General features: G+C 65.8%; 20 protein-coding genes and 1 pseudogene. 6 read left to right on the plus strand and 15 right to left on the minus strand.

Translation table 11 applies throughout. The features are described 5' to 3' along the window. The first annotated feature begins 3 nt into the window (after positions 1-3). Positions 4-1,176: an L-rhamnonate dehydratase gene (locus A4F85_RS00500; protein WP_063325320.1), complete on the plus strand. Its 1,173-nt coding sequence runs from the start codon at positions 4-6 to the stop codon at positions 1,174-1,176. Positions 1,177-1,187: 11 nt separating this feature from the next. Further along, on the plus strand, positions 1,188-2,117 hold the full coding sequence (locus A4F85_RS00505; RefSeq protein WP_063325321.1) for a dihydrodipicolinate synthase family protein: 930 nt from the start codon (positions 1,188-1,190) through the stop codon (positions 2,115-2,117). 22 nt (positions 2,118-2,139) lie between these two features. Here the strand turns inward: A4F85_RS00505 and A4F85_RS00510 are convergent, their stop codons facing one another. Beyond that, on the minus strand, positions 2,140-3,438 hold the full coding sequence (locus A4F85_RS00510; RefSeq protein ID WP_063325322.1) for a hypothetical protein: 1,299 nt from the start codon (positions 3,436-3,438) through the stop codon (positions 2,140-2,142). Then, a complete protein-coding gene (locus A4F85_RS00515) occupies positions 3,435-4,427 on the minus strand; it encodes a Bug family tripartite tricarboxylate transporter substrate binding protein (protein WP_063325323.1) in 993 nt (330 codons plus the stop codon). Before A4F85_RS00515 ends, A4F85_RS00510 begins: the two co-directional genes overlap by 4 nt. Before the next feature lie 151 nt (positions 4,428-4,578). Here A4F85_RS00515 and A4F85_RS00520 point away from each other — a divergent pair, with 151 nt between their 5' ends. Both A4F85_RS00520 and A4F85_RS00525 read left to right on the plus strand, forming a co-directional pair. Continuing rightward, a complete protein-coding gene (locus tag A4F85_RS00520) occupies positions 4,579-5,490 on the plus strand; it encodes a LysR family transcriptional regulator (RefSeq protein ID WP_063325324.1) in 912 nt (303 codons plus the stop codon). 51 nt (positions 5,491-5,541) lie between these two features. Further along, positions 5,542-6,261: a Crp/Fnr family transcriptional regulator gene (locus tag A4F85_RS00525; RefSeq protein ID WP_063325325.1), complete on the plus strand. Its 720-nt coding sequence runs from the start codon at positions 5,542-5,544 to the stop codon at positions 6,259-6,261. A 13-nt stretch (positions 6,262-6,274) separates the two neighbouring features. Here A4F85_RS00525 and A4F85_RS00530 read toward each other — a convergent pair whose 3' ends face one another. Together A4F85_RS00530 and A4F85_RS29975 are read right to left on the minus strand one after the other, a co-directional pair. Then, positions 6,275-7,546 carry an amidohydrolase family protein gene (locus A4F85_RS00530; RefSeq protein ID WP_063325326.1) on the minus strand — a complete coding sequence of 424 codons (1,272 nt, stop codon included), beginning with the start codon at positions 7,544-7,546 and terminating at the stop codon, positions 6,275-6,277. A gap of 100 nt (positions 7,547-7,646) precedes the next feature. Beyond that, positions 7,647-8,729, minus strand: coding sequence for a fimbrial protein (locus A4F85_RS29975; RefSeq protein WP_156516861.1), 1,083 nt, complete (start codon positions 8,727-8,729; stop codon positions 7,647-7,649). Between the two features lie 304 nt (positions 8,730-9,033). On the opposite strand from A4F85_RS29975, the gene xth reads away from it, so the two are divergent. Continuing rightward, on the plus strand, positions 9,034-9,810 hold the full coding sequence (xth, locus tag A4F85_RS00540) for an exodeoxyribonuclease III (RefSeq protein ID WP_063325327.1): 777 nt from the start codon (positions 9,034-9,036) through the stop codon (positions 9,808-9,810). A gap of 27 nt (positions 9,811-9,837) precedes the next feature. Here the strand turns inward: xth and A4F85_RS00545 are convergent, their stop codons facing one another. Beyond that, on the minus strand, positions 9,838-12,711 hold the full coding sequence (locus tag A4F85_RS00545) for a site-2 protease family protein (RefSeq protein WP_063325328.1): 2,874 nt from the start codon (positions 12,709-12,711) through the stop codon (positions 9,838-9,840). A 169-nt stretch (positions 12,712-12,880) separates the two neighbouring features. Here A4F85_RS00545 and A4F85_RS30950 point away from each other — a divergent pair. Continuing rightward, a pseudogene (locus tag A4F85_RS30950) lies at positions 12,881-13,006 on the plus strand (exodeoxyribonuclease III); the annotation flags it as partial. 15 nt (positions 13,007-13,021) lie between these two features. On the opposite strand, the gene A4F85_RS00550 reads toward A4F85_RS30950, so the two are convergent. The 10 genes from A4F85_RS00550 to A4F85_RS00595 form a co-directional block, all read right to left on the minus strand. Continuing rightward, positions 13,022-13,834 carry a hypothetical protein gene (locus tag A4F85_RS00550; protein ID WP_224986152.1) on the minus strand — a complete coding sequence of 271 codons (813 nt, stop codon included), beginning with the start codon at positions 13,832-13,834 and terminating at the stop codon, positions 13,022-13,024. A gap of 143 nt (positions 13,835-13,977) precedes the next feature. Then, positions 13,978-15,549: a nitrogen regulation protein NR(I) gene (gene ntrC, locus A4F85_RS00555; protein WP_063325329.1), complete on the minus strand. Its 1,572-nt coding sequence runs from the start codon at positions 15,547-15,549 to the stop codon at positions 13,978-13,980. Positions 15,550-15,594: 45 nt separating this feature from the next. After that, entirely contained in the window at positions 15,595-16,671 is a 1,077-nt protein-coding gene (gene glnL, locus A4F85_RS00560; RefSeq protein ID WP_012206799.1) for a nitrogen regulation protein NR(II), read from the minus strand. A gap of 30 nt (positions 16,672-16,701) precedes the next feature. Next, entirely contained in the window at positions 16,702-17,205 is a 504-nt protein-coding gene (locus A4F85_RS00565; RefSeq protein WP_013801180.1) for a hypothetical protein, read from the minus strand. A gap of 180 nt (positions 17,206-17,385) precedes the next feature. Beyond that, entirely contained in the window at positions 17,386-18,801 is a 1,416-nt protein-coding gene (gene glnA / locus A4F85_RS00570) for a type I glutamate--ammonia ligase (RefSeq protein ID WP_012206801.1), read from the minus strand. Between the two features lie 236 nt (positions 18,802-19,037). After that, entirely contained in the window at positions 19,038-19,856 is an 819-nt protein-coding gene (locus A4F85_RS00575) for a competence/damage-inducible protein A (RefSeq protein ID WP_063325330.1), read from the minus strand. After that, positions 19,853-20,752, minus strand: coding sequence for an EI24 domain-containing protein (locus tag A4F85_RS00580; protein ID WP_043782572.1), 900 nt, complete (start codon positions 20,750-20,752; stop codon positions 19,853-19,855). Before A4F85_RS00580 ends, A4F85_RS00575 begins: the two co-directional genes overlap by 4 nt. A 15-nt stretch (positions 20,753-20,767) precedes the next feature. After that, positions 20,768-21,748 (minus strand): sterol desaturase family protein, encoded by a 981-nt coding sequence (locus A4F85_RS00585; protein ID WP_012206804.1) that lies wholly within the window; start codon positions 21,746-21,748, stop codon positions 20,768-20,770. 39 nt (positions 21,749-21,787) lie between these two features. Then, complete coding sequence (locus A4F85_RS00590; protein WP_043819097.1) at positions 21,788-22,606, minus strand: polysaccharide deacetylase family protein; 819 nt, start codon at positions 22,604-22,606, stop codon at positions 21,788-21,790. After that, the gene (locus A4F85_RS00595; RefSeq protein ID WP_012206806.1) at positions 22,606-23,838 is read right to left on the minus strand and encodes a YncE family protein; all 1,233 of its coding nucleotides are present in this window, start codon (positions 23,836-23,838) and stop codon (positions 22,606-22,608) included. The genes A4F85_RS00590 and A4F85_RS00595 overlap by 1 nt, the downstream gene beginning before the upstream one ends. Between the last annotated feature and the right edge of the window lie 150 nt (positions 23,839-23,988).

Here is a 23,988-nt window from a genome sequence, read left to right on the forward strand (position 1 = left end):
ATCATGAAAATCAAATCCGTCCGCGCCCGCGTCTACGAATGGCAAGGCAAGACCGTGCCGCCCCAGGGCAACTTCTGCTCCAACGCCATGGACCTGCTCTATGCGCCGCAGGAGACCATGTCCACCTTCCGCTTCCATTCCTGGACGGTGGTGGAGATCGAGACCGACGACGGCATCGTCGGCCTGGGCAACGTGGCGCTGGCACCGCGCATCGCCAAGGCCATCATCGACGAGTACCTGGCGCCCCTGGTCGTCGGCCACGACCCGTGGGACTACGAATACCTGTGGCAGCGCATGTACCGCGCCACGCACGCCTGGGGCCGCAAGGGCGTGACCATGGCCGCCATCTCGGCCGTGGACCTGGCCATCTGGGACATCCTGGGCAAGAGCGTGAACAAGCCTGTGTTCAAGCTGCTGGGCGGGCGCACCAAGGAAAGGATTCCCTGCTACTACAGCAAGCTCTACCGCACCGACCTCAAGGCCATGCAGGAAGAGGCGCAAAAATTCCTGGACCAGGGCTTCAAGGCCTTCAAGATGCGCTTCGGCTACGGCCCGGCCCATCTGCAGGAAGGTGTGCGCGAGAACCTGCGCTCGGTCGAGGCCGTGCGCGAGGTCATAGGCTACGACTGCGACCTGATGCTGGAGTGCTACATGGGCTGGAACCTGGAGTACGCCAGGCGCATGCTGCCCAAGCTGGAGAAGTTCGAGCCGCGCTGGCTGGAGGAGCCCGTGATCGCCGACGACATCGACGGCTACGCCGAACTCAACCGGCTCACCAGCATTCCGATCTCGGGCGGCGAGCACGAGTTCAGCCTCTACGGCTTCAAGCAACTGCTCGACAAAAAGGCCGTCAGCGTCGTGCAGTACGACACCAACCGCGTGGGCGGCATCACGGCCGCGCACAAGATCAATGCGCTGTGCGAGGCGTTCAGCGTGCCCGTCATCCCGCATGCGGGCCAGATGCACAACTACCACCTGACCATGAGCACGCTGGCCTCGCCCATGGCCGAGTACTTCCCCATCTTCGACGTGGAGGTGGGCAACGAGCTGTTCTGGTACATCTTCGACGGCGAGCCCGTGGCCGAGAACGGTTTCCTGCAGCTCAGGGACGATGTGCCGGGCCTGGGCCTCACGCTCAAGACCGAGTACCTGGACCAGTTCCGCATCGTCGAATGAGGGAGCACGCCATGCCCGGAATTTCTCGGCCGCGCTACAGCGGCATCTTCCCCGTGGTACCCACCACCTTTCACGAGGACGGCACGCTGGACCTGGCCAGCCAGAAGCGTTGCCTGGACTTCATGATCGACTCGGGCGTGGACGGCCTGTGCATCCTGGCCAACTTCTCCGAGCAGTTCCTGCTGGCCGATGACGAGCGCGAGGTCCTCACGCGCACGGCGCTGGAGCATGTGGCGGGCCGCGTGCCCGTGATCGTCACCACCACGCACACCTCGTCGCGAGTGTGCGCCGAGCGAAGCCGCCGCGCGCAGGACATGGGTGCGGCCATGGTGATGGTCATGCCGCCCTACCACGGCGCCACCTTCCGCTTCGGCGAGCCCCAGATCCAGGGCTTCTTCCAGGCCGTGTCCGATGCCATCGCCATTCCCATCATGGTCCAGGACGCGCCGGCCGCAGGCACGCCGCTGTCCCCCGCCTTCCTCGCGCGCATGGCCCGCGAGATCGAGCAGGTCTGCTACTTCAAGATGGAAACCGCAGGCGCCGCCGGCAAGCTGCGCGAGCTCATCGCCCTGGGCGGCGAGGCCATCGAAGGCCCCTGGGATGGCGAGGAAGCCATCACACTGCTGGCCGACCTGGAGGCCGGCGCCACGGGCTCCATGACGGGCGGCGGCTTTGCCGACGGCATACGCCCCATCATCGAAGCGCACAGAAACGGCGACCCCGACACCGCATTCGCCCTCTACCAGCGCTGGCTGCCCCTGATCAACCACGAAAACCGCCAGGCCGGCTTCCTGGCCGCCAAGGCGCTGATGAAGGCCGGCGGCGTGATCGCCTGCGACGCGCCGCGCGCGCCCTGGCCGCCCATGCACCCCGAGGTGCGCCGCCAGTTGCTGGACATTGCACGGCGGCTCGATCCGCTGGTGCTGCGCTGGGGGCGCTGAGGTTCCAAGGCCCCGCAAATAGCTATCTCGGGGCCTCCACGATCCCCGACACATTCAGCACATACATCTGCCGCTGGTGCTCGTGCACGGAGTCGATGCAGACCTGGCGCCCGTCACGGCTCCAGCGCGGGTGCAGGTCGCAGCGGTTTTCCTTGCTGAGATCGGGCGAGGCGTAGAAGCTGCCCAGGTCGTGGCGCTCGCCCGTGTGCATGTCGTACAGGAACAGGAAGCGCTCGTGCGTGCGGTCGTCGGGGTAGGTATCGCTGAGCAGCCAGCGCGTGTCCACGGGCGAGAAGCTCATGTGGCCGTTCTCCACCAGCACGCCTGCGCCCACCACTTGCACGTCACCACCCTCCACATCGTCATAGAGGTGATAGTGGATCTCCCCGGCATGCGGGCCCCACACAATGATGTGGCTGTCGTCCTGCCATAGCGGATGCGAGATCTGGTATTCGGACTTTTCGTAGTCGAACGTGCCCACGGCCATCGGGTCGAAGTCGGCGGCCAGCTGGGGCAGCGGATGGTCCGAGCATTCGAGCAGGCGCATGTCGGAGCCGTCGGGCGCCATGGTGATGAGGCGGTGCAGAAAGCAGGTTTCGTCCTTGACGCGTTCGGTCCAGCGGTGCAGGAACAGGATGCGCGATGACGACGGGTTGACCTCGATATGGCTGACCCAGTGGATGGCCTTGTCCATCGATGTGCGGTGATGAAAGGCCTTGAGCCGCGCATAGCTGGCCAGCAGCCTTGCCTCGCCCGTCGCGACCTCCATGCGCCAGATGCCGTCGTCCTCGGGCGCCAGGGGCAAGGCGAAGGGACCACCCTCTTCGCTATAGCCAATGGTTTCGTGCGTGATGTAAAGGCGACGGTAGTCCACGCACAGCGCCCAGGCGCTGCTGGGCGCCACCACATACACAGGCATGGGCAGCATGCGCCGCGCGCCGCTGTCCACATCGATGACCACGGAGCCGAACCCCGGATAGCGCCCCCCGGAATCTGCCGTCCTGTCGTTGTGGATCAGTTGGCGGCCCGCCAGCCCGTCCAGCCACTGCAGCTGGCTGCCCATCTGCCAGTTCCAGGCGCCTGTCTCGCCCACGGCGTGGAAGCGGTCGCCATTTTCGGTATCGAAGTAGCCGATGGACGCCCGCGCCTGGGGCGTGAGGTACTGGTCCATCCACGGCGTTTGCTGCGCCAGCACCAGGCGATTGCTGCGGTCCCAGCTGGACTTGTTGTAGTAGCCGAAGAAGTGGTGCTGGCGGCCATCGCCCAGGCGACGGCAGGGGACGAAGGATGCGGGGGTGTTCGAAGTCATGGAGCGTTTCATTGGGCGGAGATGTGGCCTTCGGCGATCACGCGGTCCCAACGCTGCTTTTCGCGGGCAACGAAGGATTGCGCCTCAGGCAGGCTGTTGGCGACGGCGCTCATGCCCTGCTCTTGCAGGCCCTTGCGGAACTCGGGCGTGGCCACGACCTTTCGGATGTCGTCATTGAGCTTTTTGACGATGGCCTCGGGCACCTTGGAGGAGACGGCCACCGTGGTCCAGGAGGTGGCCACATAGTCCTTGAGCCCGGACTCGGCCGCCGTGGGCACGTCCGGCAGGGCCGGCAGTCGCTGGCTGCCCGTGACGGCCAACGCCTTGAGCTTGCCGCCGCGTATGTGCGACAGCACCGTGGGCGGGTTCTCGAACATGAGCTGGATTTGGCCGCCCAGCAGGTCGTTGAGCGCGGCCGAGCTGCCGCGATAAGGCACGTGCACGATGGGCGCGCCTGCCTGCAGCTTGTACAGCTCGCCCATCATGTGCACGGACGAGCCCACGCCGGCCGAGCCGAAGTTGACCGTGCCAGGCGCCTTTTTGGCCAGCGCTGTCAGCTCGGCCAGGTTGCTGGCGGGAAGGCTGGGCGTGGCCACCACCACATGCGGCATCTCGGCCAGCACGGTCACCACGCGCAGATCCTTTGCCGGGTCATAGGCCAGCTTGCCGTACACGCCATAGGCGGCATGCAGGCCGATGGAGCCCACCATCAGCGTGTAGCCGTCGGCCGGCTGATCGGCCACATATCGGCCTCCCAGATGACCGCCCGCGCCGGGTTTGTTTTCCACCACCACCGGCTGGCCCCAGAGCCGGCTCAGGCGGTCGGCCAGCATGCGTGCCTGCACGTCGGAGCTGCCGCCTGCAGTGAACGGCACGATGATGCGCAGCTGCCGGCCGGGCTGGGGAAAGCCGTCCTGTGCCAGGGCGGCTGCCGGCACCATGCCCGCCACGACGGCGGCGATTACTGCGGCGGCCGTGCGACGTGCTGTTGTCTTGTTCATGGAATCCTTTCGACGGCGCTGCCGCGCCTGGGCAATCGATGCAATGGAGGCAGTGTAGAAAGCCTGTCATCTTTGGAAAAATGCATTTTTCCGTGGCCTCTATACAGAAAAGATATACATTGCCAGCCACCCCGAGCAGGACCGAATCGCCATGTCCAGACCCCTGAGCGCCCGAGAGATCGAGGCCTTCCGTGCCGTCATGCAGACCGGCACCACCACGGCCGCCGCGCGGCTGCTGCACACCACGCAGCCTTCGGTCAGCCGGCTGCTGGCCCAGATGCAGGCGGCCGCAGGGCTCAAGCTGTTCGACATGCACAAGGGCCGCCTGCGCCCCACGGCCGAGGCCGTGGAACTGTTCGCCACCGTGCAGCAGCATTTCCTGGGGCGCGAGCGCATAGAGCGCGACCTGGCCGCACTGCGCCAGTCCGGCGCCGGCACGCTGCGCATAGGCTGCACGCCGGCCCTGGGCCTGAGCGTGATCCCGGCCGTGGTGCGCAGCTTCGCGCAGCGCTACCCGGGCACCCACATCAGCCTGCAGACCCTGGGCTCCACGCCCTTGCGCGAGGGCCTGCTGCATGGCCACTTCGACCTGGTGGTCAGCACCATGGCGCTGAGCACGCCCGAGCTGGATGCCACCGTGCTGCACCGCAGCCGCGCCGTCTGCGTCATGCACCCGGACCATGCGCTGGCCACGCGCACGCGGCTGCATGTGCGCGACCTGCAGGGCCAGCTGCTGCTGACCCTCAACGCCGATGACGATATCTGCCTGCAACTGCGCCACACCATGCAGGAACACGGAATAGAAGCCGGCTCCACCATGGAGACCACCTACTCCTCCACCATCTGCAGCCTGGCTGCACAGGGGCTGGGGCTGGGCGTGGTCAACCCCTACGTGGCCTCGGTGTTCGCGCGCGACCTGCGTGTGCTGCCACTGCTTCCAGCCTGCGCGGTGGAGGTGGTGCTGGCCCTGCCGCCCCAATACGCGCCCACCGAAAGGGCTGACTGCTTCGTGCAGTTGCTGCGCGAGCAATTGCACGCCTATCCGCAGGCCCGCACGCCCTAAAATTGCGGCCGATTGGAGACAAGCGGTTTGCAAACGAGTACCCACGAGCCCATGCTCACCCCCGCCGAGCGCGAGGCCATCAATTCCGGCCAGTGGTTCTGCAGCCTTTCGCCCTCGCTGCGCCATGACATCCTGCGCCAGACCACGGTCCGGCGGCTCAAGGACGGGGCACTGATCTATGCACGCGGCGATGTGCCGCACAGGTGGTATGCCTGTGCGCAGGGCGCCGTGCGCATGAGCTCGACCAGCCTGTCGGGTCGGCAGACCACGCTGGCCTATGTGGAGCCGGGTGCCTGGTTCGGTGCCATGTCCACCTTTCTTGACGAGCCCCGCACGCGCGATGCCTATGCCCATGGCGACACCACGCTGCTGTGCGTGGACAAGGACAGCTTTCACGCCATCCTGGCCACGCATGTGGAGTTCTACGACGCCCTGCTGCGCCTGCAGGCCCACCGCATACGCCAGACCTACGGGCTGGTGGAAGACCTCAACACCCTGCCCCTGCGCGCACGCCTGGCCAAGCAGTTGCTGCACCTGTCGCGCAGCTACGGCACACAGGTGCTGGACGACCCGCGCGAGCTGCGCATAGGCCTGCAACTGGTGCAGGAGGAGCTGGCCCAGTTGCTGGGCGCCTCGCGCCAGCGCGTGAACCAGGAACTCAAGCGCATGGAGCGCGACGCCTGCATTCGCGTGGAAGCCCAGGGCCTGGTGGTCAGGGATCTGGTGGCCCTGCAGACCATCGTGCGCGAGGCCAGCCTGGCCGGCGCCTGAGGCCGGCGCCGGTTCAGCGGCGCCAGTCGATTCTTGCCGGGCGGCCCGGCAGATGCAGCGCAGCCGTTGCAGCAGGCGCCTCGGCCAGCAACCGGCCCTTGCGGAACACCTTCAGGCGCGTGGCGCGCAGCCGTATCGCCTCGGCCGCATCGCGCGCCTGCAGCAGCACGAAGCTGGCATCGCAGCCGGCCTCGATGCCATAGCCGTCCAGGTGCATCACACGCGCCGCGCGCGTGGTCACGGCGTCGAAGCAGTCGCGCATGCCGTCCTGGCTGGTCATCTGCGCCACATGCAGGCCCATGTGGGCGACCTCCAGCATGTCGCCCGAGCCCATGCCGTACCAGGGGTCCATCACGCAGTCATGGCCGAAGGCCACGTTGACGCCTGCGGCCAGCAGCTCGGGCACGCGCGTCATGCCGCGGCGCTTGGGATAGCTGTCCTGGCGGCCCTGCAGCGTGATGTTGATCAGCGGATTGGCAATCACGGCCACGCCACTTTCTGCGATCAGCGGCAGCAGCTTGCTCACGTAATAGTTGTCCATGCTGTGCATGGAGGTGCAGTGCGAGCCCGTGACGCGGCCCTGCAGTCCCAGGCGCTGCGCCTCGAAGGCCAGGGTTTCGATGTGGCGCGACAGCGGGTCGTCGGACTCGTCGCAGTGCATGTCCACCAGCAGGCCGCGCTCGGCCGCCAGCTCGCACAGCAGCCTGACGCTGTCGGCACCCTCGGCCATGGTGCGCTCGAAGTGGGGAATGCCGCCCACCACGTCCACGCCCTTGTCCAGCGCCCGCCGCAGGTTGGCGACGCCGCCGGGCGAGCGCAGCACGCCGTCCTGCGGAAACGCCACCAGCTGCAGGTCGATATAGGGAGCCACCTGGCGCTTGACCTCCAGCAACGCATCGACGGCCAGCAGGCGGGCATCGCTGGTATCCACATGGCTGCGGATGGCCTGCAGCCCCTTGGCCGCCGCCCAGTCGCAATACTCCAGCGCGCGCGAGATCAGCGCCTCGGCCGTGAGCAGCGGCTTGAGCTCGCCCCACAGCGCAATGCCCTCCAGCAGCGTGCCGCTGCGGTTGACGCGCGGCAGACCGTGGCTCAGCGTCGCATCCATGTGGAAATGCGGATCGACGAAGGGCGGCGACACCAGCTGGTGCTGTGCATCGATGACCTGATGGGCAGGCGCCGAAAGACCGGCCGCGACCTCGACGATGCGCCCGCCCTGCACGGCGATGGACATGTCCTGGCGGCCGTCGGGCAGCGTGGCGTGAATGACGAGTAGATCAAGCATCTGCGTATTCTGCGGGCATGGCCGCGCCCCCGCAGACTTGCCTGACCACGCTGAATGGCCTGCCAGCGGTCAGACCGAAAGCGCAAGGGATCAGGGGGAACTACTGGTAGCTGATGGTGAAGGTCGCCGCCGCATTGGCACTGCCTATGGTCACGTTCTCTTCGGTCTTGACATAGCGCGCCGTCAGCGGGATATCCAACCGCTCCTGCCCGTAGGCAACAGACCCTGCAAACCATTGATTCCTGTTGCCGGCGGCATTGGAGTCCGGGCCAAAGCCCAGTATCTGGTCATCCTTGCGGATCTGCACACCCACACCTTTTGCCACCGAGGTTTTCGACAGGGTCAGAGCATTGCCGATATTTCCAGGATTTGCCACATCCGTCAGGGTGACATAGGCGTTGGTCAACGAACCTGGGATGCCGCCCTTGCACAACAACGAGATGAGGAAGGAGCGGGGAGCACCGGTTGAGCCGATTGAGGTGAGTTTTTGAGTGACAGTCTGGGCCATGCGCACGGGCTCCGGCGCCTGTGGGGTACAGGTGGGCACCTTGGGCCGGAGGACGACGGGCGAGGAAAAGCTGTATTGAGCGAGAAGCTGGCCAAATGCATCAGTCGCGCGTTCGTACAGGAAATCGCTGTCCAGCACGCCACCTGCAGTGATATCGCCATCTGTGGTCTTGATCAACTCAACTGTGACAACGGAATATTGATATGCAAAAGATCCGGGGTGATTGGAATACTGCGCAGTACTTACAGGCGCAGCACCATATCCAGACGAAACCCTGATTCCAATACCTTCGACTGTCGTCGGGTATATATTATTGACTGGTGTAGATTTACCTACAATATAGCCCGTGACCATTGGACTACAATTCATCAATCTAGCGCCAACCCCATTACTCATTACCGCTATAGCGGTTTTTGAGTAAATCACCGTGTTCTTGGCCACATTGGGATTGAATTCTGGAGGATTGAAATTACTGAACATATACTTGTAATAGCCTGACCCATCACTTGTATCTATAATTGCGCATGCGGACCATGCGGAGGTGGCCATCATTGCCAAAATAAATATCATGACAGCCTTGTTTATTCTGCAAAAAGCACCTATGAATATATGCATTTTGAATACCTCCGGATAATGAAAAAATTCCAAGGCCGCATTTCCTTGGAAAATTTTCAATCGTAGACATCTTTCATCCGAGATGAAATCAGATCAATCTGATTCAAGGTCTGCCCGGTGCCATGAAGGTCGTGGCGAGGCAGGCCCCATCACGTCAACGGCCCCGCATGCCGATACGCTGGCCGAAGCCAGGGCTGACAGCCGCGCTGCCGAATCGCCTGAAAAACACCCAAGCGCAATCGCGCATCAAAATAGGGGCTGACTGCTGCGGCAAGGGCATGATTTTTCGGGTGAACAGGCTGGCAACCACCACAAGAGCAACCATCGAAAATCACGCAATCATTTGATTTAATTGGATTTATTTATGCAAATCGCCACCTGGAACGTCAACTCCCTGTCCGTGCGCCTGCCGCAGGTGCTGGCCTGGCTGCAGGCCAACCCTGTCGATGCGCTGGCTCTGCAGGAACTCAAGCTCACCGACGACAAGTTTCCGCTGCAGGCGCTGCAGGAGGCCGGCTACCACGCGGTCAGCCATGGACAAAAGACCTACAACGGCGTGGCCTGGCTGACGCGCACGCCGGTGCGCGACGTGGTGCGCAATATTCCGGGCCTGGATGACGAGCAGGCCCGCATCATTGCCGCCACCCTCGATGCCGAAGGCGGCCCTGTGCGCCTGATCAACGGCTACTTCGTCAATGGGCAGGCGCCGGGCACCGACAAGTTCGCCTACAAGATGCGCTGGCTGCAGGCGCTGCAGGACTGGGTGAAAAGCGAAATGGCGGCCCACCCGCGCCTGGTGCTGGTGGGCGACTTCAACGTGGCGCCCGAGGACCGCGACTCCTACGATCCCATCGGCCTGAAGGACACGATCCACCACACGGTGGAAGAGCGCACGCATTTCCAGGCGCTGCTGCAGCTGGGCCTGACCGATGCCTTCCGCATGTTCGACCAGCCGGAGAAAAGCTATTCGTGGTGGGACTACCGGATGCTGGGTTTCCAGAAGAACCGGGGCCTGCGCATCGACCACATCCTGGTCAGCGAGGCATTGCGCCCCAGCGTCAGCGCCTGCAGCGTGGATCGCGCGCCGCGCAAGAACCCGCAGCCCAGCGACCACGCGCCGGTCGTCGTGACGTTGGTCTGAACCCGGCCGCGCTGTGACAGCGGTCGATCAACCGCTGCACAAGCCTGCGGCCTGCACCGACTCGTAACGGCGCAGGCGTTCCATGTCGCGCCAGTCGATGTGGATGTCAGCGCGCGGGCTCAGGCTGCGGCACAGGCCGGCGCGGCGCGCCGCAGGCAGTTGCTGCAATACGGTCAGCGCCTGACTGTGCAGTTGGGGATCATCGAGCCATTGCGCAACGGCGAGCGTATCGCGGGCGGCCTCAATCTTGCCTTGCGCATGGCCCGCCGGATGCTGCCCTGCCAGGGCCTGGCGAACTGCTAGCGGCTGCCCGGTCGCCATGGCTGCCCACAGCCAGGCACTCTGGCTGTCACGGCTGGCGTAATGGTCGGCTTGCAGCCGCCCGGCCCGCTGCAGGCTGTTGCGGGCCAGCTTCACACCCTCCTCAGCCTGGCCGTGACTGGCCAGGAACCGCGCGTACAGCGCTTCGGCCTGCATAAGCATCCCGCGCTGGAAGTCCTGGTACTCCGGCAAACCCATGGCAATCCTCCGTACGTTCTGTGCGGCCTGCAGCGCGACCACGTTGGCATACAACTGGGCTTGCGCCGCCTCAGGGTGACCGCTGACGTCCAGCAGGCGGGCCAATTTCACGCGCGCATGCAAGAGCATGGCGTCATCCAGCGTGTCGGCCTCGGCACGGTGGCTTTCCACTGCTTGTGCCATCAGTCCAAGCCGTTGGGCCATGGACACGCCCGGCATGGGGAATTGCGCGAGGTGCGCCTGCGCGCTGGCCAGTACCAGGCGGACAGGGCCTTGCGCCCCCTGCAGCTCAGCCACCAGTTGCTGGTGCCACTGCGCGGCCTGCTCGGGCTCATCGGCCGTATCGGCCATGCCTTTCAACGCCTGCGCGCGCAGCAAGTCATGCAGCCCGCGTGGTCGCGCGAGCGCCCAGGCCGACTGGTAAAGCTCCCGGGCACGCTCGGAGGCTGCCGGGTAGTCCTCGATGGAGAGCATCTCTTCGGCCGCATCGAGCCGGGCCTGAACCTGTTGCTCCTGCTGCGTCGGGTCCGTCGCAGGCCGCTGCAGGGCCTGGACCAGGCGATCCTCGATGTCCGCCATATGCGTTTCGGGCGAATACCCGCGGCTTGGCTCAAGCTCCACATCCCACAGCGCAGCCATGGCCTGCCGCCCTTGCGGCGCCGTCTTGTAAATGCCAACCAACGCCGCCACCGGGAGCGCAAGGCAGGCCAGGTAGATGAGCAGGCCCGCCGCGCCCTCGCCCCACCCGGGCGCCCGCGCCTGCTGGCCCGGCAGCAATGCACCTACGGCGGCGGCGCGCCGCATGAAGGGCCAGCGCGCGAAGGCCGGCTGCTGCAGCACGCCGAACAGGCGGCGCACGGCCTCGGCTTCGCAGGCAGGAGCAAAGCTGGCCGCTGGCGCCTGACCGCCTGAGCTCCCTGCGGCAGGGGACGTGCGCGCGGTGAGGTGGATGGCCCTTTCCAGTCGCATCACCCTCCATTGCCACGGCAGGCCCAGCAACAGCACGCCCGCGATGACGGACAGCAAGGGGTCGCGGCTGAACCAGGCCAGCCCTCCCAACGCGGCCATGCCCGCCAGCGCGAACACCAACCGCAGCACGGGCAGGCGCGCGAACAGCAGAGCTTCCACCACGCGCCCGCCATCCAGCGGCGTGATGGGCAGCAGGTTGAAGGCATTGATCAGCAGGGTCAACAGCAGCAACTGCATGGCCCATGCGGGCGGCAGCGGGGCCAGGCCCCAGCCGACGGCGGCCATCACACCTACGGCCAGTACCAGCCCCGGCATGGGGCCGGCCAGAAAGACGCCCACCTTCTCCAGCGGCGTGGCATCCGGCTTCTCGCCGGTGGCCATCCCGCCCAGGCCGGGAATGAAGAAGACCGATTGCCGCTGGTAGCCCGCCCAGCGCATGGCCAGCCAGTGCCCGCCTTCATGCACGGCGACCACCAGCAGCAGCATCCATGCCATATCCCAAGAAAACAGCACGGCGCCCACCGCCAGGAACAGTACCGCCGTGACCCAGAAGCTGCGGTGGCGGTTGTGCGCGGAACCCAGGGCGCGCATCAGCGCCTTCTGGTACGCGAAGCGCAGCGCCTCGGACTGTTGGCGGGCGCCGGCGTCACTGACATGGGCATCTGCCAGCGCATCGGACACCGCTGCGGGTGTGGCCTTGTTTTCCCTTCTTGCGTGCTGCAGCGCACCCCAGGCCATGCGCAGCGACTGCCGCCACGTCAGCCTCCAGCAATCCTGCCCTGCCGGCAGTGCCCGCCCCTGCGCCTGCAGAGTCTCGGCCTGACTTTGGGCCAGTGACCCAAGGCGTTGCACAACCTCATCCAGGCCATGGACCACCGGCGCGGGGTCTTCGGACAGGCGTCGTTCATAGGCTGCCCAGGCCTGCGCCGTGCCGGGCTGGGCATCGTCAACATAGGTCCAGCCCGGCGGCGCAGCCGGCGTCAACGCAAGCCGACCATTGAAGCCGACCCAGCAGCAACCATCGGCAAAGAAGCTCAGCCAGGTCACGCTGCCCACGGTACGCCCATGCGCTGCGCTCTCAGCCTGCTCGGGCTGGGCCAGGGCCCAGGCCCGCCCGCCGGCGTGAACATACAGATCGAGCTCCAGCGGCAGATCAGGCTCCATGACCTGCGGATGCCGTCCTTTCAGGCTGGCGCACCAGCTAAAGCCCAGGGCCTGCAACTGCGGTCGCATGGCATCGAGCACCGTGCGCGACTCGGGGGTCAGAGCCTGTCGATCCACCAGCGTCACAGGCGCCGTACGCAGGCGAAGGCGCATATAGCTCAACGCCGTGAGCACCAGCGAAAGCGCATACAGCAGGGGCAAAGCGGCCAAGAGTGCCAGCAAGGGCAGTGCCTGTGAGAGCCAGGTCATGAATTGGTATGCGTTTTATGGAATCGACAGATCTGGTGACATCCCGGGCAATGCGACCTGCGACCGGGAATCCCCCTCAATCATCGAATCGTAGCCGGGCTTGCGCGAAGACACCAAAGCCTTTGGCGAGGCAATGGGCATGGAGTGGCGTTGCAATGGACATCATCCGGTGGCTGTCACCGAGGCCTTGCGACCCAGTCCCAGTCCCAGCGTCAGCGCCTGCAGCGTGGACCGCGCGCCGCGCAAGAACCCTCAGCCCAGCGATCACGCGCCCGTGGTCGTGACCTTGGGCTGAATTCCAGCCAGCCGGCTACAGCATGTAGCGGCGCAGCCAGTGGATGGCCTCGATATGGCCGCGCAGCATCAGGGACTGGCGGTGAAGAATCTCGCTGAGCGCCCTGGGCAGACGTACCTGCTCGGCGGCCTCATAGGCGCTTAGCCATTGCTGCTGGCAGGACTCGGCCTGGTCCAGCACGTAGTCCGCGCCCTCTTCCCTGCCCAGCAGCCCGTCCCAGAAGGCGTTGCGACGCAGTGCGGCACGGCTGTCGCGCACGGGCAGGACCACGCCGCCGCTGGAGCCGATGGCACGTTCCAGGTCTTCGACGAGGATCTGGCTGGCATTGAAATGCCGCGCCAGCACCTGTCCGATCAGCCCCTGGGGCATGGGATTCATGCATTCACCCAGGCGTGCATGCGCCTGGCGGCCCAGGGCCAGCACGGCATTGAGCAGGGCCGTGCTCTGCAATTCCAGCGTGGTGGCCACTGGCTGTGTGGGCGTGCGCTGGCGCGCCTGCAGCCATGAGGCCTCGACGGCCTCGCGCACCTGGCTCCAGCGCAGCAGGCTGCTGCCCCGAACCTGCTCCCAGCGCTCTTCGAGCTCGAATTCGACATCGTCGAAATCCTGCTGCGCGTGCTCGGGTTCAAGTGACGCTTTCCAGCCCAGTGCGTAGGCGGGACGGTATTGGTCGTAACCACGCCCCGCAACGAAGTAAGGCTCCAGGAAGTAGCGGTCGTGCCAGTACGCATCGACCGGCTCGCCAAGCGTGCGCGGTGTCGATGGGTACATCAGGCCCGGACGAGCGGGCTTGGCTTTTTGCCAGAGGTTGGAGAGGACTGTGGGCACGATAGGTCGGGACGTAGGCCGTTCCAGCGAAGAGGACTCCATTGTCCCAAGCCCGGGCGGCCGGGCCCGTCAGCACCCCGGGCGCCGGCCTGTAGGAGCCGGACCCTTGCCAAGGCAAGGGCCCGGCCGCCCGCCGGCTTACCTTACTCGAAGGCGTCCTCGTCCATGCCCAGCTCCTGCAGCTTGCGGGTGATGGTGTTGCGGCCAATGCCCAGGCGCTGGGCGGCCTCGACCCGGCGGCCGTGGGTGACGGCCAGGGCCGAGCGGATCAGCTGCGCCTCGAAGCGGCGGGACAGCTGGTCCCAGACTTCACCATGCCCCTGGGCGTGGGTGTGCTCCAGCAGCTGGCGCGCCTGTTGCCCCAGCAGATGGACCCAGTCCAGGTCGGAAGCGGCCAGGGCGGTGTCATGCGGCGGGGCCAGCGCGGACACGGGCACGGCCAGTCGGCCAAGGCCCTCTTCCGCCAGCGTCGCCGGCGCATGCGGCAGCGTGGCCGGCGCAGGCACGCCGCCGTTGCCACCGCCCACGGGCGGGGCGGCTTCGCCCAGCACCTCGGGGGGCAGGTCCTTGACCGAGATGACCTGGGCAGGGGCCATGACGGTCAGCCAGTGGCAGATGTTCTCCAGCTGTCGCACGTTGCCGGGGAAGGCGAAGGTCTGCAGCCGCTGCATGGCATCGACCCCCATGCGCTTGGGCTCCACGCCCAGTTGCCGCGCGCTTTGCTGCAGGAAGTGGCGAGCCAGCATGGGCACGTCTTCATTGCGCTCGCGCAGCGCGGGCAGGCGCAGGCGGATGACGTTGAGGCGGTGGAACAGATCCTCGCGGAAGCCGCCGTTGCGCACGCGCTGCTCCAGGTCCTGGTGGGTGGCGGCGATGACGCGCACATGGGCCTTGACGGCCTGGTGGCCGCCCACGCGGTAGAAGTGCCCGTCCGACAGCACACGCAGCAGGCGCGTCTGCAGGTCGAAGGGCATGTCGCCGATTTCATCGAGAAAGAGCGTGCCGCCCTCGGCCTGCTCGAAGCGTCCGCGCCGTTGCGTCTGGGCGCCCGTGAAGGCGCCGCGCTCGTGGCCGAACAGTTCGGACTCCAGCAGGTCCTTGGGGATGGCGGCGGTGTTGATGGCCACGAAGGGGCCACCCGCCACGGGCGAGTGCTTGTGCAGCGCGCGCGCCACCAGCTCCTTGCCCGAGCCCGACTCGCCCGTGATCAGCACCGTGACCTGGCTCTGGCTGAGCCGGCCGATGGCGCGGAACACGTCCTGCATGGCAGGCGCCTGGCCCAGCATCTCGGCCTGCAGCGGGGCCTGGGCCTCGGCCACATCCTCGCGCAGGCTTTCCTCGACGGCGCGCCGGATGAGTTCCACGGCCTTGGGCAGGTCGAAGGGTTTAGGCAGGTATTCGAAGGCTCCGCGCTGGAAGGCCGAGACGGCACTGTCCAGGTCGGAGTACGCGGTCATGATGATGACGGGCAGGCCCGGCTGCTGGGCGCGGATCTGCTCGAGCAGCTCCAGCCCCGAGCCGCCGGGCATGCGGATGTCGCTCACCAGCACCTGGGGTGGCTGGCGCGCCGGGTCGCCGGCATCGACATCGGACAGTGCCGTGAGCACATCGCGAGCCTGGATGAAGCTGCGCGTTGCCCAGCCTTCCCGGCCCAGTGCCTTTTCCAGCACGAAGCGGATGGAAGGGTCATCATCCACGATCCAGATCGGTTTCATTGGTGGTGCATCCTTCCCTTGTTGCAGTGTTGACTTCCGTGGGCCTCAAGGCAGGGGAATGAGGATGCGGAAATCCGTGCGGCCCGGCTGGCTTTCACATTCGATCAGCCCCTGGTGGCGCTGCACGAAGGTCTGCGCCAGCGTCAGCCCCAGTCCCGAACCGCCATCCCTTCCCGATACCAGCGGATAGAAGATCCGCTCCTTAATGGCATCGGGAACGCCTGGCCCGTTGTCGATCACATGCAATTCCAATGCCAACCGATAGCGCTGGCGACCAAAAGTTACCTGCCGGGCCACACGCGTTCGCAAAATGATCTCGGCATCACCGGCGGCGATGCGCTCCTGCAGCGCCTGCGCGGCGTTCTGGACGATGTTGAGCACGGCCTGGATCAGCTGGGCGCTGTCGCCCCGGAACTCCGGGATGGAGATGTCGTAGTCGCGCGTGATGGTCAGCCCGGCAGGGTGCTCGACCAGCACCAGCGAGCGCACGCGCTCGCAGACTTCGTGGATGTTGACGTCGCCCACCTCATGCGGATGGCGGTGCGGCGCTAGCAGCCGATCCACCAGCGCCTGCAGCCGGTCGGCCTCGTGGATGATGACTTCGGTGTACTCGCGCAGCTCGGGGGCGTCCAGATCCATCTGCAGCAGCTGGGCTGCGCCACGGATGCCGCCCAGCGGGTTCTTGATCTCGTGGGCCAGGTTGCGGATCAGCTCCTTGTGCGCCTGGGCCTGCTCGCGCAGCCGCTCCTCGCGGTCCTGGCGGGCCTGCTGCTCCAGCGGCCAGAACTCGACCAGCACATGGCCGGGCCGCTCGGCCAGCGAGACCGTGACGTGCACGGGCAGCGCATCGCCGCCCACGCGGTGCAGGCTGGCCTCGAAGCGCAGGGCCGCGAAGTCGTTGTCCTGGGCGCCACGCAAGGCCTTGTCCAGCAAGGCCGGCTCGGTGAAGCAGGCCGCCAGCTCGCTGCCTTCGAGCATGCGGCGCGACAGGCCCAGTGCGTTCTCAAGGGCTGCGTTGGCGAAAAGCACGGCACCCTGCTCGTCGAGCACGGTCATCAGCGTGCACAGCAGGTCAAGCGCCTGATAGGAGGCCGGGGGCGCCGGCCGGTCGTCCTGGATCATGGCCGGGCTCCGGTGGGCCGCGCAGGCCCGTCAGTTCTTGGGAAGTCGATCCAGCTCACGGCGGATGCCGGCGACATCGCCTTCCTGCCGCGAGATGCTGCTCTTGAGCTGCTCGACACGTTCCAGATAGCCCTGGGGATTGCGCAACTCCAATGCGGTGCGCTGGGGATTGCCATCGTTGTACTCCTGACGCAGCTGTGTCAGCTTCTCCTGGGCGCGGGCCAGCTCGCTTTCCAGAATGGTCCGCGCGTCGGAGTCGCGGGCCTTCTGGGCGCTGCTGTTGACCTTGGCCGGAGCGGGCGATCCTGCGGCCGGAGCGGCGGAGGTGCGCGGTGCCTGGCTGCCGCCCGAGGCCGCCGGCTTGCTGCCGCCATGGATCACCGTCACATGCCCGCCGTCCACCGGCTTGCAGTCCTTGGCCTTGGCCTGGCTGACGTTGTTGGTGTACTCGTTGCCGCAGCGGTAGATCACGTCCTGGGACCAGGCTCCCACCGACAGCAGGGGCAGCAGCAGTGACACAAACAGTTTCTTCATTCCATTCCCTCGGGTAGCCAGATCGGAAGGGCCCGGCTTATCCGGGCAAGTATCGCTCCATCTTCCGGGCTGGACGTCATTTCTTGAGCGGGCCAACCCCTTTTGGTTCCGCGCCCAGCATACCCAGGTCCTGGCCGAAAGCAAAAAAGGCGGCTTGCGCCGCCTTTTTGCCGACTCGCCTTACAGCGAGAAGTACATGTCGTACTCGACCGGATGCACGGCCTGACGGTAACGGGTCACTTCGCCCATCTTCAGCTCGATGTAGGCATCGAGCATGCTGTCCGAGAACACGCCGCCCTTGGTCAGGAACGAGCGGTCCGCGTCCAGCGCTTCCAGGGCCTGGTCCAGGCTGTGGCAGACCGTGGGCACCAGCTTGTCCTCTTCCGGGGGCAGGTGGTACAGATCCTTGGTCGCGGCTTCGCCGGGATGGATCTTGTTTTCCACGCCGTCCAGACCTGCCATCAGCAGGGCCGAGAAGCCCAGGTAGGGGTTCATCAGCGGATCGGGGAAGCGTGCCTCGACGCGGCGGCCCTTGGGGTTGGCCACGTAGGGGATGCGGATCGATGCCGAGCGGTTCTTGGCCGAGTAGGCCAGCTTGACCGGAGCCTCGAAGCCGGGCACCAGGCGCTTGTAGCTGTTGGTGCCGGGGTTGGTGATGGCGTTCAGGGCACGGGCGTGCTTGATGATGCCGCCGATGTAGTACAGCGCGAAGTCGGACAGGCCGGCGTAGCCGTCACCTGCGAACAGGTTCTTGCCATCCTTCCAGACGGACTGGTGCACGTGCATGCCCGAGCCGTTGTCGCCCGGATAGGGCTTGGGCATGAAGGTGGCGGTCTTGCCGTAGGTGTTGGCCACGTTCCAGATCACGTACTTCATGACCTGTGTCCAGTCGGCGCGCTCCACCAGGGTGCTGAAGCGGGTGCCGATCTCGTTCTGGCCGGCGCCAGCCACTTCGTGGTGGAACACTTCGACGGGAATGCCCAGCTGTTCGAGCAGCAGCACCATTTCGGCGCGCAGATCCTGGGTGCTGTCCACCGGGGGCACGGGGAAGTAGCCGCCCTTGTTGCGCGGACGGTGGCCGCGGTTGCCGGATTCGAACTTGGCGCCCGAATTCCAGGGTGCTTCGTACTCTTCGATTTCGTAGAAGGTGCTGCCGGGTTCGGTGTTCCAGCGCACGCCGTCGAAGATGAAGAATTCGGGTTCGGGTCCGAAGTAGGCGGTGTCGCCCAGGCCCGATGCCTTCAGATAGGCTTCGGCGCGCTTGGCCACGGAGCGGGGATCGCGGTCGTAGGCCTTGCCATCACCGGGTTCGATCACATCGCACTGCAGGAACAGCGTGGTCTCTTCAAAGAAGGGGTCGATGTTCGCGGTAGCGGGATCGGGCATCAGCTGCATGTCAGATGCTTCAATGCCCTTCCAGCCTGCCACCGACGAGCCGTCGAAGGCGTGGCCCGAGGTGAACTTGTCTTCGTCGAAGTGCGACACCGGCACCGTGACGTGCTGCTCCTTGCCACGGGTGTCCGTAAAACGAAGGTCCACGAATTTGACCTCGTTCTCCTTCACCATGTTCAACACGTCTGCAACGGTCTTTGCCATCAGATCTCTCCTGCCAATCTGGCTGATCAAAAAAGATAAATACTCTTAAGCAGTTTGCGTGCCAGGCTGCATCCATTGAGTGCATGCCTGCAGACTGGCACCTGCTTGGCGCGCCAGCCCCGTGATTCTGCCGCCTTGGGAAGGGCTTGTGGATGACATTGAGGCCTCTGTCGGCATTCGATCCACCGCCCGGCATCTTCACCAAATCGGTGCAGATTCAGGGGCCGGCCCGTAAATCAGATATTGCGCACCAATTCAGGGCCAAGACTTGCACCAAATGAGTGCAAACCTTCCAGCAGCGTGGGCCAGGCCTTGGTGACGGCACCAGCTTCGCCCTTGACACCAAGTTCTATGTGCCGGCCGTGCTTGGAATCATCCACGCTGGGCAGGCTGAACACCTTGACGCCCGGGTGGTCGCGCTCTATGGCCACCATCAGCGGCGTCAGCGTGGCCTCCATGCCGCCGTAGACGATGACCGAATGCTCCCGCTGCACCGAGCTGTGGAAATGCTTGGCGTAGCGCTGCTCCAGCACCCACTCGACCATGGGCCAGGCCATGACAGGGAAACCGGGCACGAAGTGCACGGTGCCCATTGCGCCCGAGCAGGAAAAGCCCGGGATCTTGTTGTAGACGTTGGGGATGATGCGCGCGCCTTCTGGGAAGTTGCCCATCTGCAGCCGGTGCAGGTTGTCGGCGCGCTGGGGTTCGTAGGGCTTGCCTTCTTCGGTGGCCACATCGCGCATGCGCTCGCGGATCAGGGCCACGGCTTCCGGGTGCAGTGCCAGCGGCACGCCCAGGGCCTCGGCCGCGCATTGGCGCGTGTGGTCGTCGGGGGTGGCGCCTATGCCGCCAAAGCTGAAGACCACGGCCTGCGATGCGAAGGCGCGGCGCAGGGCGTCGGTGATGCGCGCCCGGTCATCGCCCACGTACTCGGCATGGGCCAGGGACAGGCCGCGCGCGCCCAGCAGCTCGATCAGCTTGGGAAGGTGCTTGTCGGCACGCTTGCCCGACAGGATTTCGTCTCCGATGATGAGTGCGCCTACTTGAAGGGTCATGAGGTCTTTTCTTGCGGGGTGGAGGGGGGAGAGGCCGCGCCGGCTCCGAGCGGCGCGTCGGGAGCGTAGGGCACGATGGGAGTGTCGGGCAGCGCCGGTTCCTCCTCGCGCATGCGCTGCAGCGCGGCCAGGCAGAAGTGGGCAAACCACAGCGAGGAGAAAGCGAAGATCAGCGCATAGATCCAGATGGCCACCGGAATCAGTATCCAGAAGGCCGCGATGAAGACCACGCCGGAGGCCCAGACAATGGCCGGCGCCGCGCCCAGATAGCCGCAGACCACGCCCATGAGCATCAGCGCCAGGCGGTGGCGCAGGAACAGGCTGCGGCGCTCGGGCTTGCTGGCGTGGGCAGAGAGCGCGTCAAAGGCCATGACGCGGTAGGTCAGCCAGCCCCAGATCAGCGGCGGGATCACCACCACCAGGGGCGGCACGAACCACAGCGGCACCGACACCAGCAGCGCAATCAAGGCAATCAGCGAAGAGCCTGCGGACCACACCAGGCTGCCGACCAGGGTGGCGCCCTGCCTGCGCTCCAGCGCGGGAAAACGCCGCTGGGCCACCAGCTCGACCAGGGCCGGCGTCATGAACAGCGCCACCAGCAGCAGCGAGACCACGACCAGCACCGGCGTGACCGAGAGCACGACCAGCACCGGCGCCACCAGCTCGGGCAGCGATTGCACGCCCATCCAGGACCAGACGGTGTGCAGCCAGCCCACGCCCTGCAGGACCCCTTCCGTCCAGACGACGGCATCGGCCCAGAAGAAATAGCCCAGCAGCCAGGCCGTGATGGCCATGAACAGCAAGGGAAACAGCGACCATGCAATCACCCGCTTATGCAGGCAATACGCCGTCGCACGCCAGAAGGAATCGAGTAGCAAGCCCATGCCGGCAAGCATACCCCGAGCCCAGCCTCAAGCGCGACCCATCAACCTTAGGAACCCACGCCATTGCTGGGCCCAAAAGCCCTGGCCGTAGTCGCGCAGCTGGCCCTGGGCATTGGGCTGGACCTGGTCGCGCACGCCGGTGGGATCGAAGCGCAGCTCGAAGTTGGCGGTGCCGAACAGCATGTCCCACCAGGGCAGCAGCACGCCGAAGTTGTTGCCATGCGCCTTCTTGTTGCGCACGGGCGCCATGGGCTCATGGCCTATGCCGATGGCGTGGTGGCGGCGGTGAAAGCGCGGGCTGATCCACAGCCGCTCGCCAATGGTGCCGAACCAGACGCGCAGGTTGGCGTGCTGGAAGCTCTCGCTGAGCTGGGTGAAGGCCACGATGGCCACGAACTGGCCTGGCGCCACGCCGATGAGCTGGGCCACGAGCACGATGATGGTGTCGCGGATGACATCGTCGAGCAGGTGGTTGCGGTTGTCGCTCCACACCGTCATCTGGCGCTGCGAGTGGTGCAGCGCATGCAGCTTCCACCACCAGCCGATGCTGTGCTGGCCGCGGTGTATCCAGTAGTCCAGGAAGTCGAAGGCCAGCAGGTAGATGATCAGGCTGACCCAGGCCAGGTCGGTGACGCCGGGCCAGACACCGTCCAGGTGAAAGCTCGGCAGGCCCCAGACATGCAGGCGGCCCATGAGCTCGTCCCACAGCGGGTCCAGCGTGAAGAACAGGGCCAGCCTGAACAGGCCCAGCCGGTGCACCACGGTATAGATGATGTCCACGTGGATGGCGCGCCGGTCGGTGACGGGCTCGACCGGCCGCCAGTACTGCAGCGGCGCGATCACCGCCACCATGATGAAGATCTGCAGCAGGCCCACCAGCAGCCAGCCCGTGGCGCCATAGGCGTCCTCCAGCAGGCTGGCCTGCCCCAGGCCGAACAGCAGGGGCTGGACAACGCCCTCGAACAGGCGCTGCTGCGCATTACCGAACCACTGAATCCACCAGTCCACACCACGCTCCCATCGCCCGCCGCGCTGCGCGCGCGGACACTATGCGAATTTTGCTACCCAATCCCGATAGTCGGGATGCTCCCGCAGTGTGCGGAAGCAGAACCCCTGCTTGAGCAGGCCCGTGATCAAAGGTTCCAGCACGGCAGGTGCCCAGGGGTCCTTGCGTGACCAGATGCCCAGATGGGCCAGCAGGATGTCTCCGCTGCGGATGTTCTTGAGCGCCTGGGCCAGCAGCTGCGCATTCGGGTAGCGGTCGCTGGGCAGCTCATCGCCCAGAAAACCCGCGCTGGCCCAGCCCACATGCATATAGCCGCCCTGCCGCGCGGCATCCAGCAGCGCGGGCGAAGTCTTGCCACCGGGCGCACGGAACAGCGGCAGAGGCTTGCGCCCCGTGATCTGCTGCAGCCGCTGTGCGGATCGGCGGATCTCGTCGCAATAGCCTGCCGCATCGACCGTGAAGTTCTCGTTGGCGCGAGGCCCTGCCGAGGGGCGCACGCGAAAACCCGTGACCGGCCCGTTCTTCGAGGCGCGCAGATCACCGCGCCAGTACATGTGGTCGTAGGTGTGCGAGGCGAATTCGTGGCCTTCGGCAGCGCGTGCGCGCCACCAGGGCGCCCAGGTCTCGCCCAGGCTGCCATCGCCTTGCTGGGTGGGCTCGTTGGCCGCGAAAAACGTCACTGGCACCGCATGGCGCTTGAGCACATCGGCCACCAGGTCGGCAATGCCCATGTGGCCCGTGTCGAAGGTCAGATACACGGTCTTGGCACAGCCTGTGCCCTGCCCCGCCGCCAAGGCGGGGCGCAGCAGGCCGAAAGCCGCCGCACCGGCCAGCGATTGCGCAAAGAGACGGCGGTCCATCAGCGTTGCGCGTGGGCCAGCGTCCACACGCCGTGCGGCGACTTGCCGACCTTGACCTGCTGGACCACCTTCTTTTCCACGGTGTCGATCACCGACAGCTTGCGCGCCCAGCGCGAGCTGACCAGCAGGTAGCGGCCGTCGGCGGAGACGTCCATGCAGTCGGGACCGCCCGGTGCCGGGTAGTTGGCCACGACCTGGTTGGTCTGCATGTCGATCTTGCTGATGGTGTTGGCCACGCGGTTGCTCACATACAGGTGGCGGCCGTCGCCGGCCGCGCGCATGGCGTGGGCGCCAGCGGCTGTCTTGATGCGGGCCACGCTGCGCGGCTCGGGGCCGGTGATGTCGAAGACTTCCACGCCATCGCTGCCGGTCAGGCCGATGAACAGCTTGGTGCCGTCCGGGCTGCCATAGAGATCGGCCGGCATGGGGCCGGTGGGCACGCGGGCCTTGATGGTCTGGGTGGCGATGTCGATGGCCACCAGGGCATCGCTGTCCTGCATGGTGGAATAGATGGTCGTGCTCTTGGCATCGATCCAGAGATGGCTGGGCGTCTTGCCCGTGGGCACGCGCTTGACCAGTTGCGGGTTCTGGCCATCCCAGCGATAGATGTCGATGTGGTTGAGGCGGTTGGCCGCCGTGACGAACCACTTCATGTCCGGGCTGAAGCGCAGGTGATAGGGATCGATGATGTCGCGGATCACGCGCTGCACCTCGCCCGTGCGCGGATCGACCAGGGTCAGGGTATCGCCCAGCGCATTGGCCACGACCAGCGATTTCTCGTCCGGCGTGAGGTACAGGTGATGCGGCTCCTTGCCCGTGGGAATGCGTGCCGTCTCCTGCCAGGTGACCGGGTCCACGATGCTGATGTTGGCATCAAGCGAGTTGAGCACAAAGATGGGCGTGGGGCCCTGAGTCTGCGGTGGCGGCGTGACACGCGCGACCGGGGCCGCGGGAGCTGCCGTAGCCGAGGGAACGGAAGGCGCGGCAGGAACGGCGGCCGCCTGGGCCGATGCGGCTTGCGCCTGCACGGCAGCAGACGTGGCCGAGGCCGCGCGGGCCGATTTGGATCCGGGCAGGGATGCCACGGCCAGCCAGGCCAGCGCACCGCCGCCCACAACCAAAGCCACAGCCGCGCTCAAGCGCCCGACGGAAAGACGTTTCACAAAGCACCACCTTCTGAGAATCTGCGCAGTGTAGCTGCGCCAATCAGCCCCTCGGACGCTCTGGGGCATCGGCTTTTGCTGCTGTGCAAAAAACCGACATTTGCGCGACGTTGGCCCGAGATATCGCGGCAAGCGCGCCAATCCATGACTTGCATCAAGGCATGACAACGGCGCATGGAAATACCCGCCACAACGAAAAAGGGAGCCGACAGGCTCCCT

The sequence above is a fragment of the Delftia sp. GW456-R20 genome (assembly GCF_001622915.1).
In the GTDB taxonomy this organism is placed as follows: Bacteria; Pseudomonadota; Gammaproteobacteria; order Burkholderiales; family Burkholderiaceae_C; genus Comamonas; species Comamonas acidovorans.

What these genes read in the sequence shown, in the direction of transcription:
- A4F85_RS00500 (WP_063325320.1), top strand. Translation starts at nt 4, where the DNA reads ATGAAAATCAAATCCGTCCGCGCCCGCGTCTACGAATGGCAAGGCAAG.
- A4F85_RS00505 (WP_063325321.1), top strand. Translation starts at nt 1,188, where the DNA reads ATGCCCGGAATTTCTCGGCCGCGCTACAGCGGCATCTTCCCCGTGGTA.
- A4F85_RS00510 (WP_063325322.1), bottom strand. Translation starts at nt 3,438, where the DNA reads ATGAAACGCTCCATGACTTCGAACACCCCCGCATCCTTCGTCCCCTGC.
- A4F85_RS00515 (WP_063325323.1), bottom strand. Translation starts at nt 4,427, where the DNA reads ATGAACAAGACAACAGCACGTCGCACGGCCGCCGCAGTAATCGCCGCC.
- A4F85_RS00520 (WP_063325324.1), top strand. Translation starts at nt 4,579, where the DNA reads ATGTCCAGACCCCTGAGCGCCCGAGAGATCGAGGCCTTCCGTGCCGTC.
- A4F85_RS00525 (WP_063325325.1), top strand. Translation starts at nt 5,542, where the DNA reads ATGCTCACCCCCGCCGAGCGCGAGGCCATCAATTCCGGCCAGTGGTTC.
- A4F85_RS00530 (WP_063325326.1), bottom strand. Translation starts at nt 7,546, where the DNA reads ATGCTTGATCTACTCGTCATTCACGCCACGCTGCCCGACGGCCGCCAG.
- xth (WP_063325327.1), top strand. Translation starts at nt 9,034, where the DNA reads ATGCAAATCGCCACCTGGAACGTCAACTCCCTGTCCGTGCGCCTGCCG.
- A4F85_RS00545 (WP_063325328.1), bottom strand. Translation starts at nt 12,711, where the DNA reads ATGACCTGGCTCTCACAGGCACTGCCCTTGCTGGCACTCTTGGCCGCT.
- ntrC (WP_063325329.1), bottom strand. Translation starts at nt 15,549, where the DNA reads ATGAAACCGATCTGGATCGTGGATGATGACCCTTCCATCCGCTTCGTG.
- glnL (WP_012206799.1), bottom strand. Translation starts at nt 16,671, where the DNA reads ATGATCCAGGACGACCGGCCGGCGCCCCCGGCCTCCTATCAGGCGCTT.
- A4F85_RS00565 (WP_013801180.1), bottom strand. Translation starts at nt 17,205, where the DNA reads ATGAAGAAACTGTTTGTGTCACTGCTGCTGCCCCTGCTGTCGGTGGGA.
- glnA (WP_012206801.1), bottom strand. Translation starts at nt 18,801, where the DNA reads ATGGCAAAGACCGTTGCAGACGTGTTGAACATGGTGAAGGAGAACGAG.
- A4F85_RS00575 (WP_063325330.1), bottom strand. Translation starts at nt 19,856, where the DNA reads ATGACCCTTCAAGTAGGCGCACTCATCATCGGAGACGAAATCCTGTCG.
- A4F85_RS00580 (WP_043782572.1), bottom strand. Translation starts at nt 20,752, where the DNA reads ATGCTTGCCGGCATGGGCTTGCTACTCGATTCCTTCTGGCGTGCGACG.
- A4F85_RS00590 (WP_043819097.1), bottom strand. Translation starts at nt 22,606, where the DNA reads ATGGACCGCCGTCTCTTTGCGCAATCGCTGGCCGGTGCGGCGGCTTTC.
- A4F85_RS00595 (WP_012206806.1), bottom strand. Translation starts at nt 23,838, where the DNA reads ATGCCCCAGAGCGTCCGAGGGGCTGATTGGCGCAGCTACACTGCGCAG.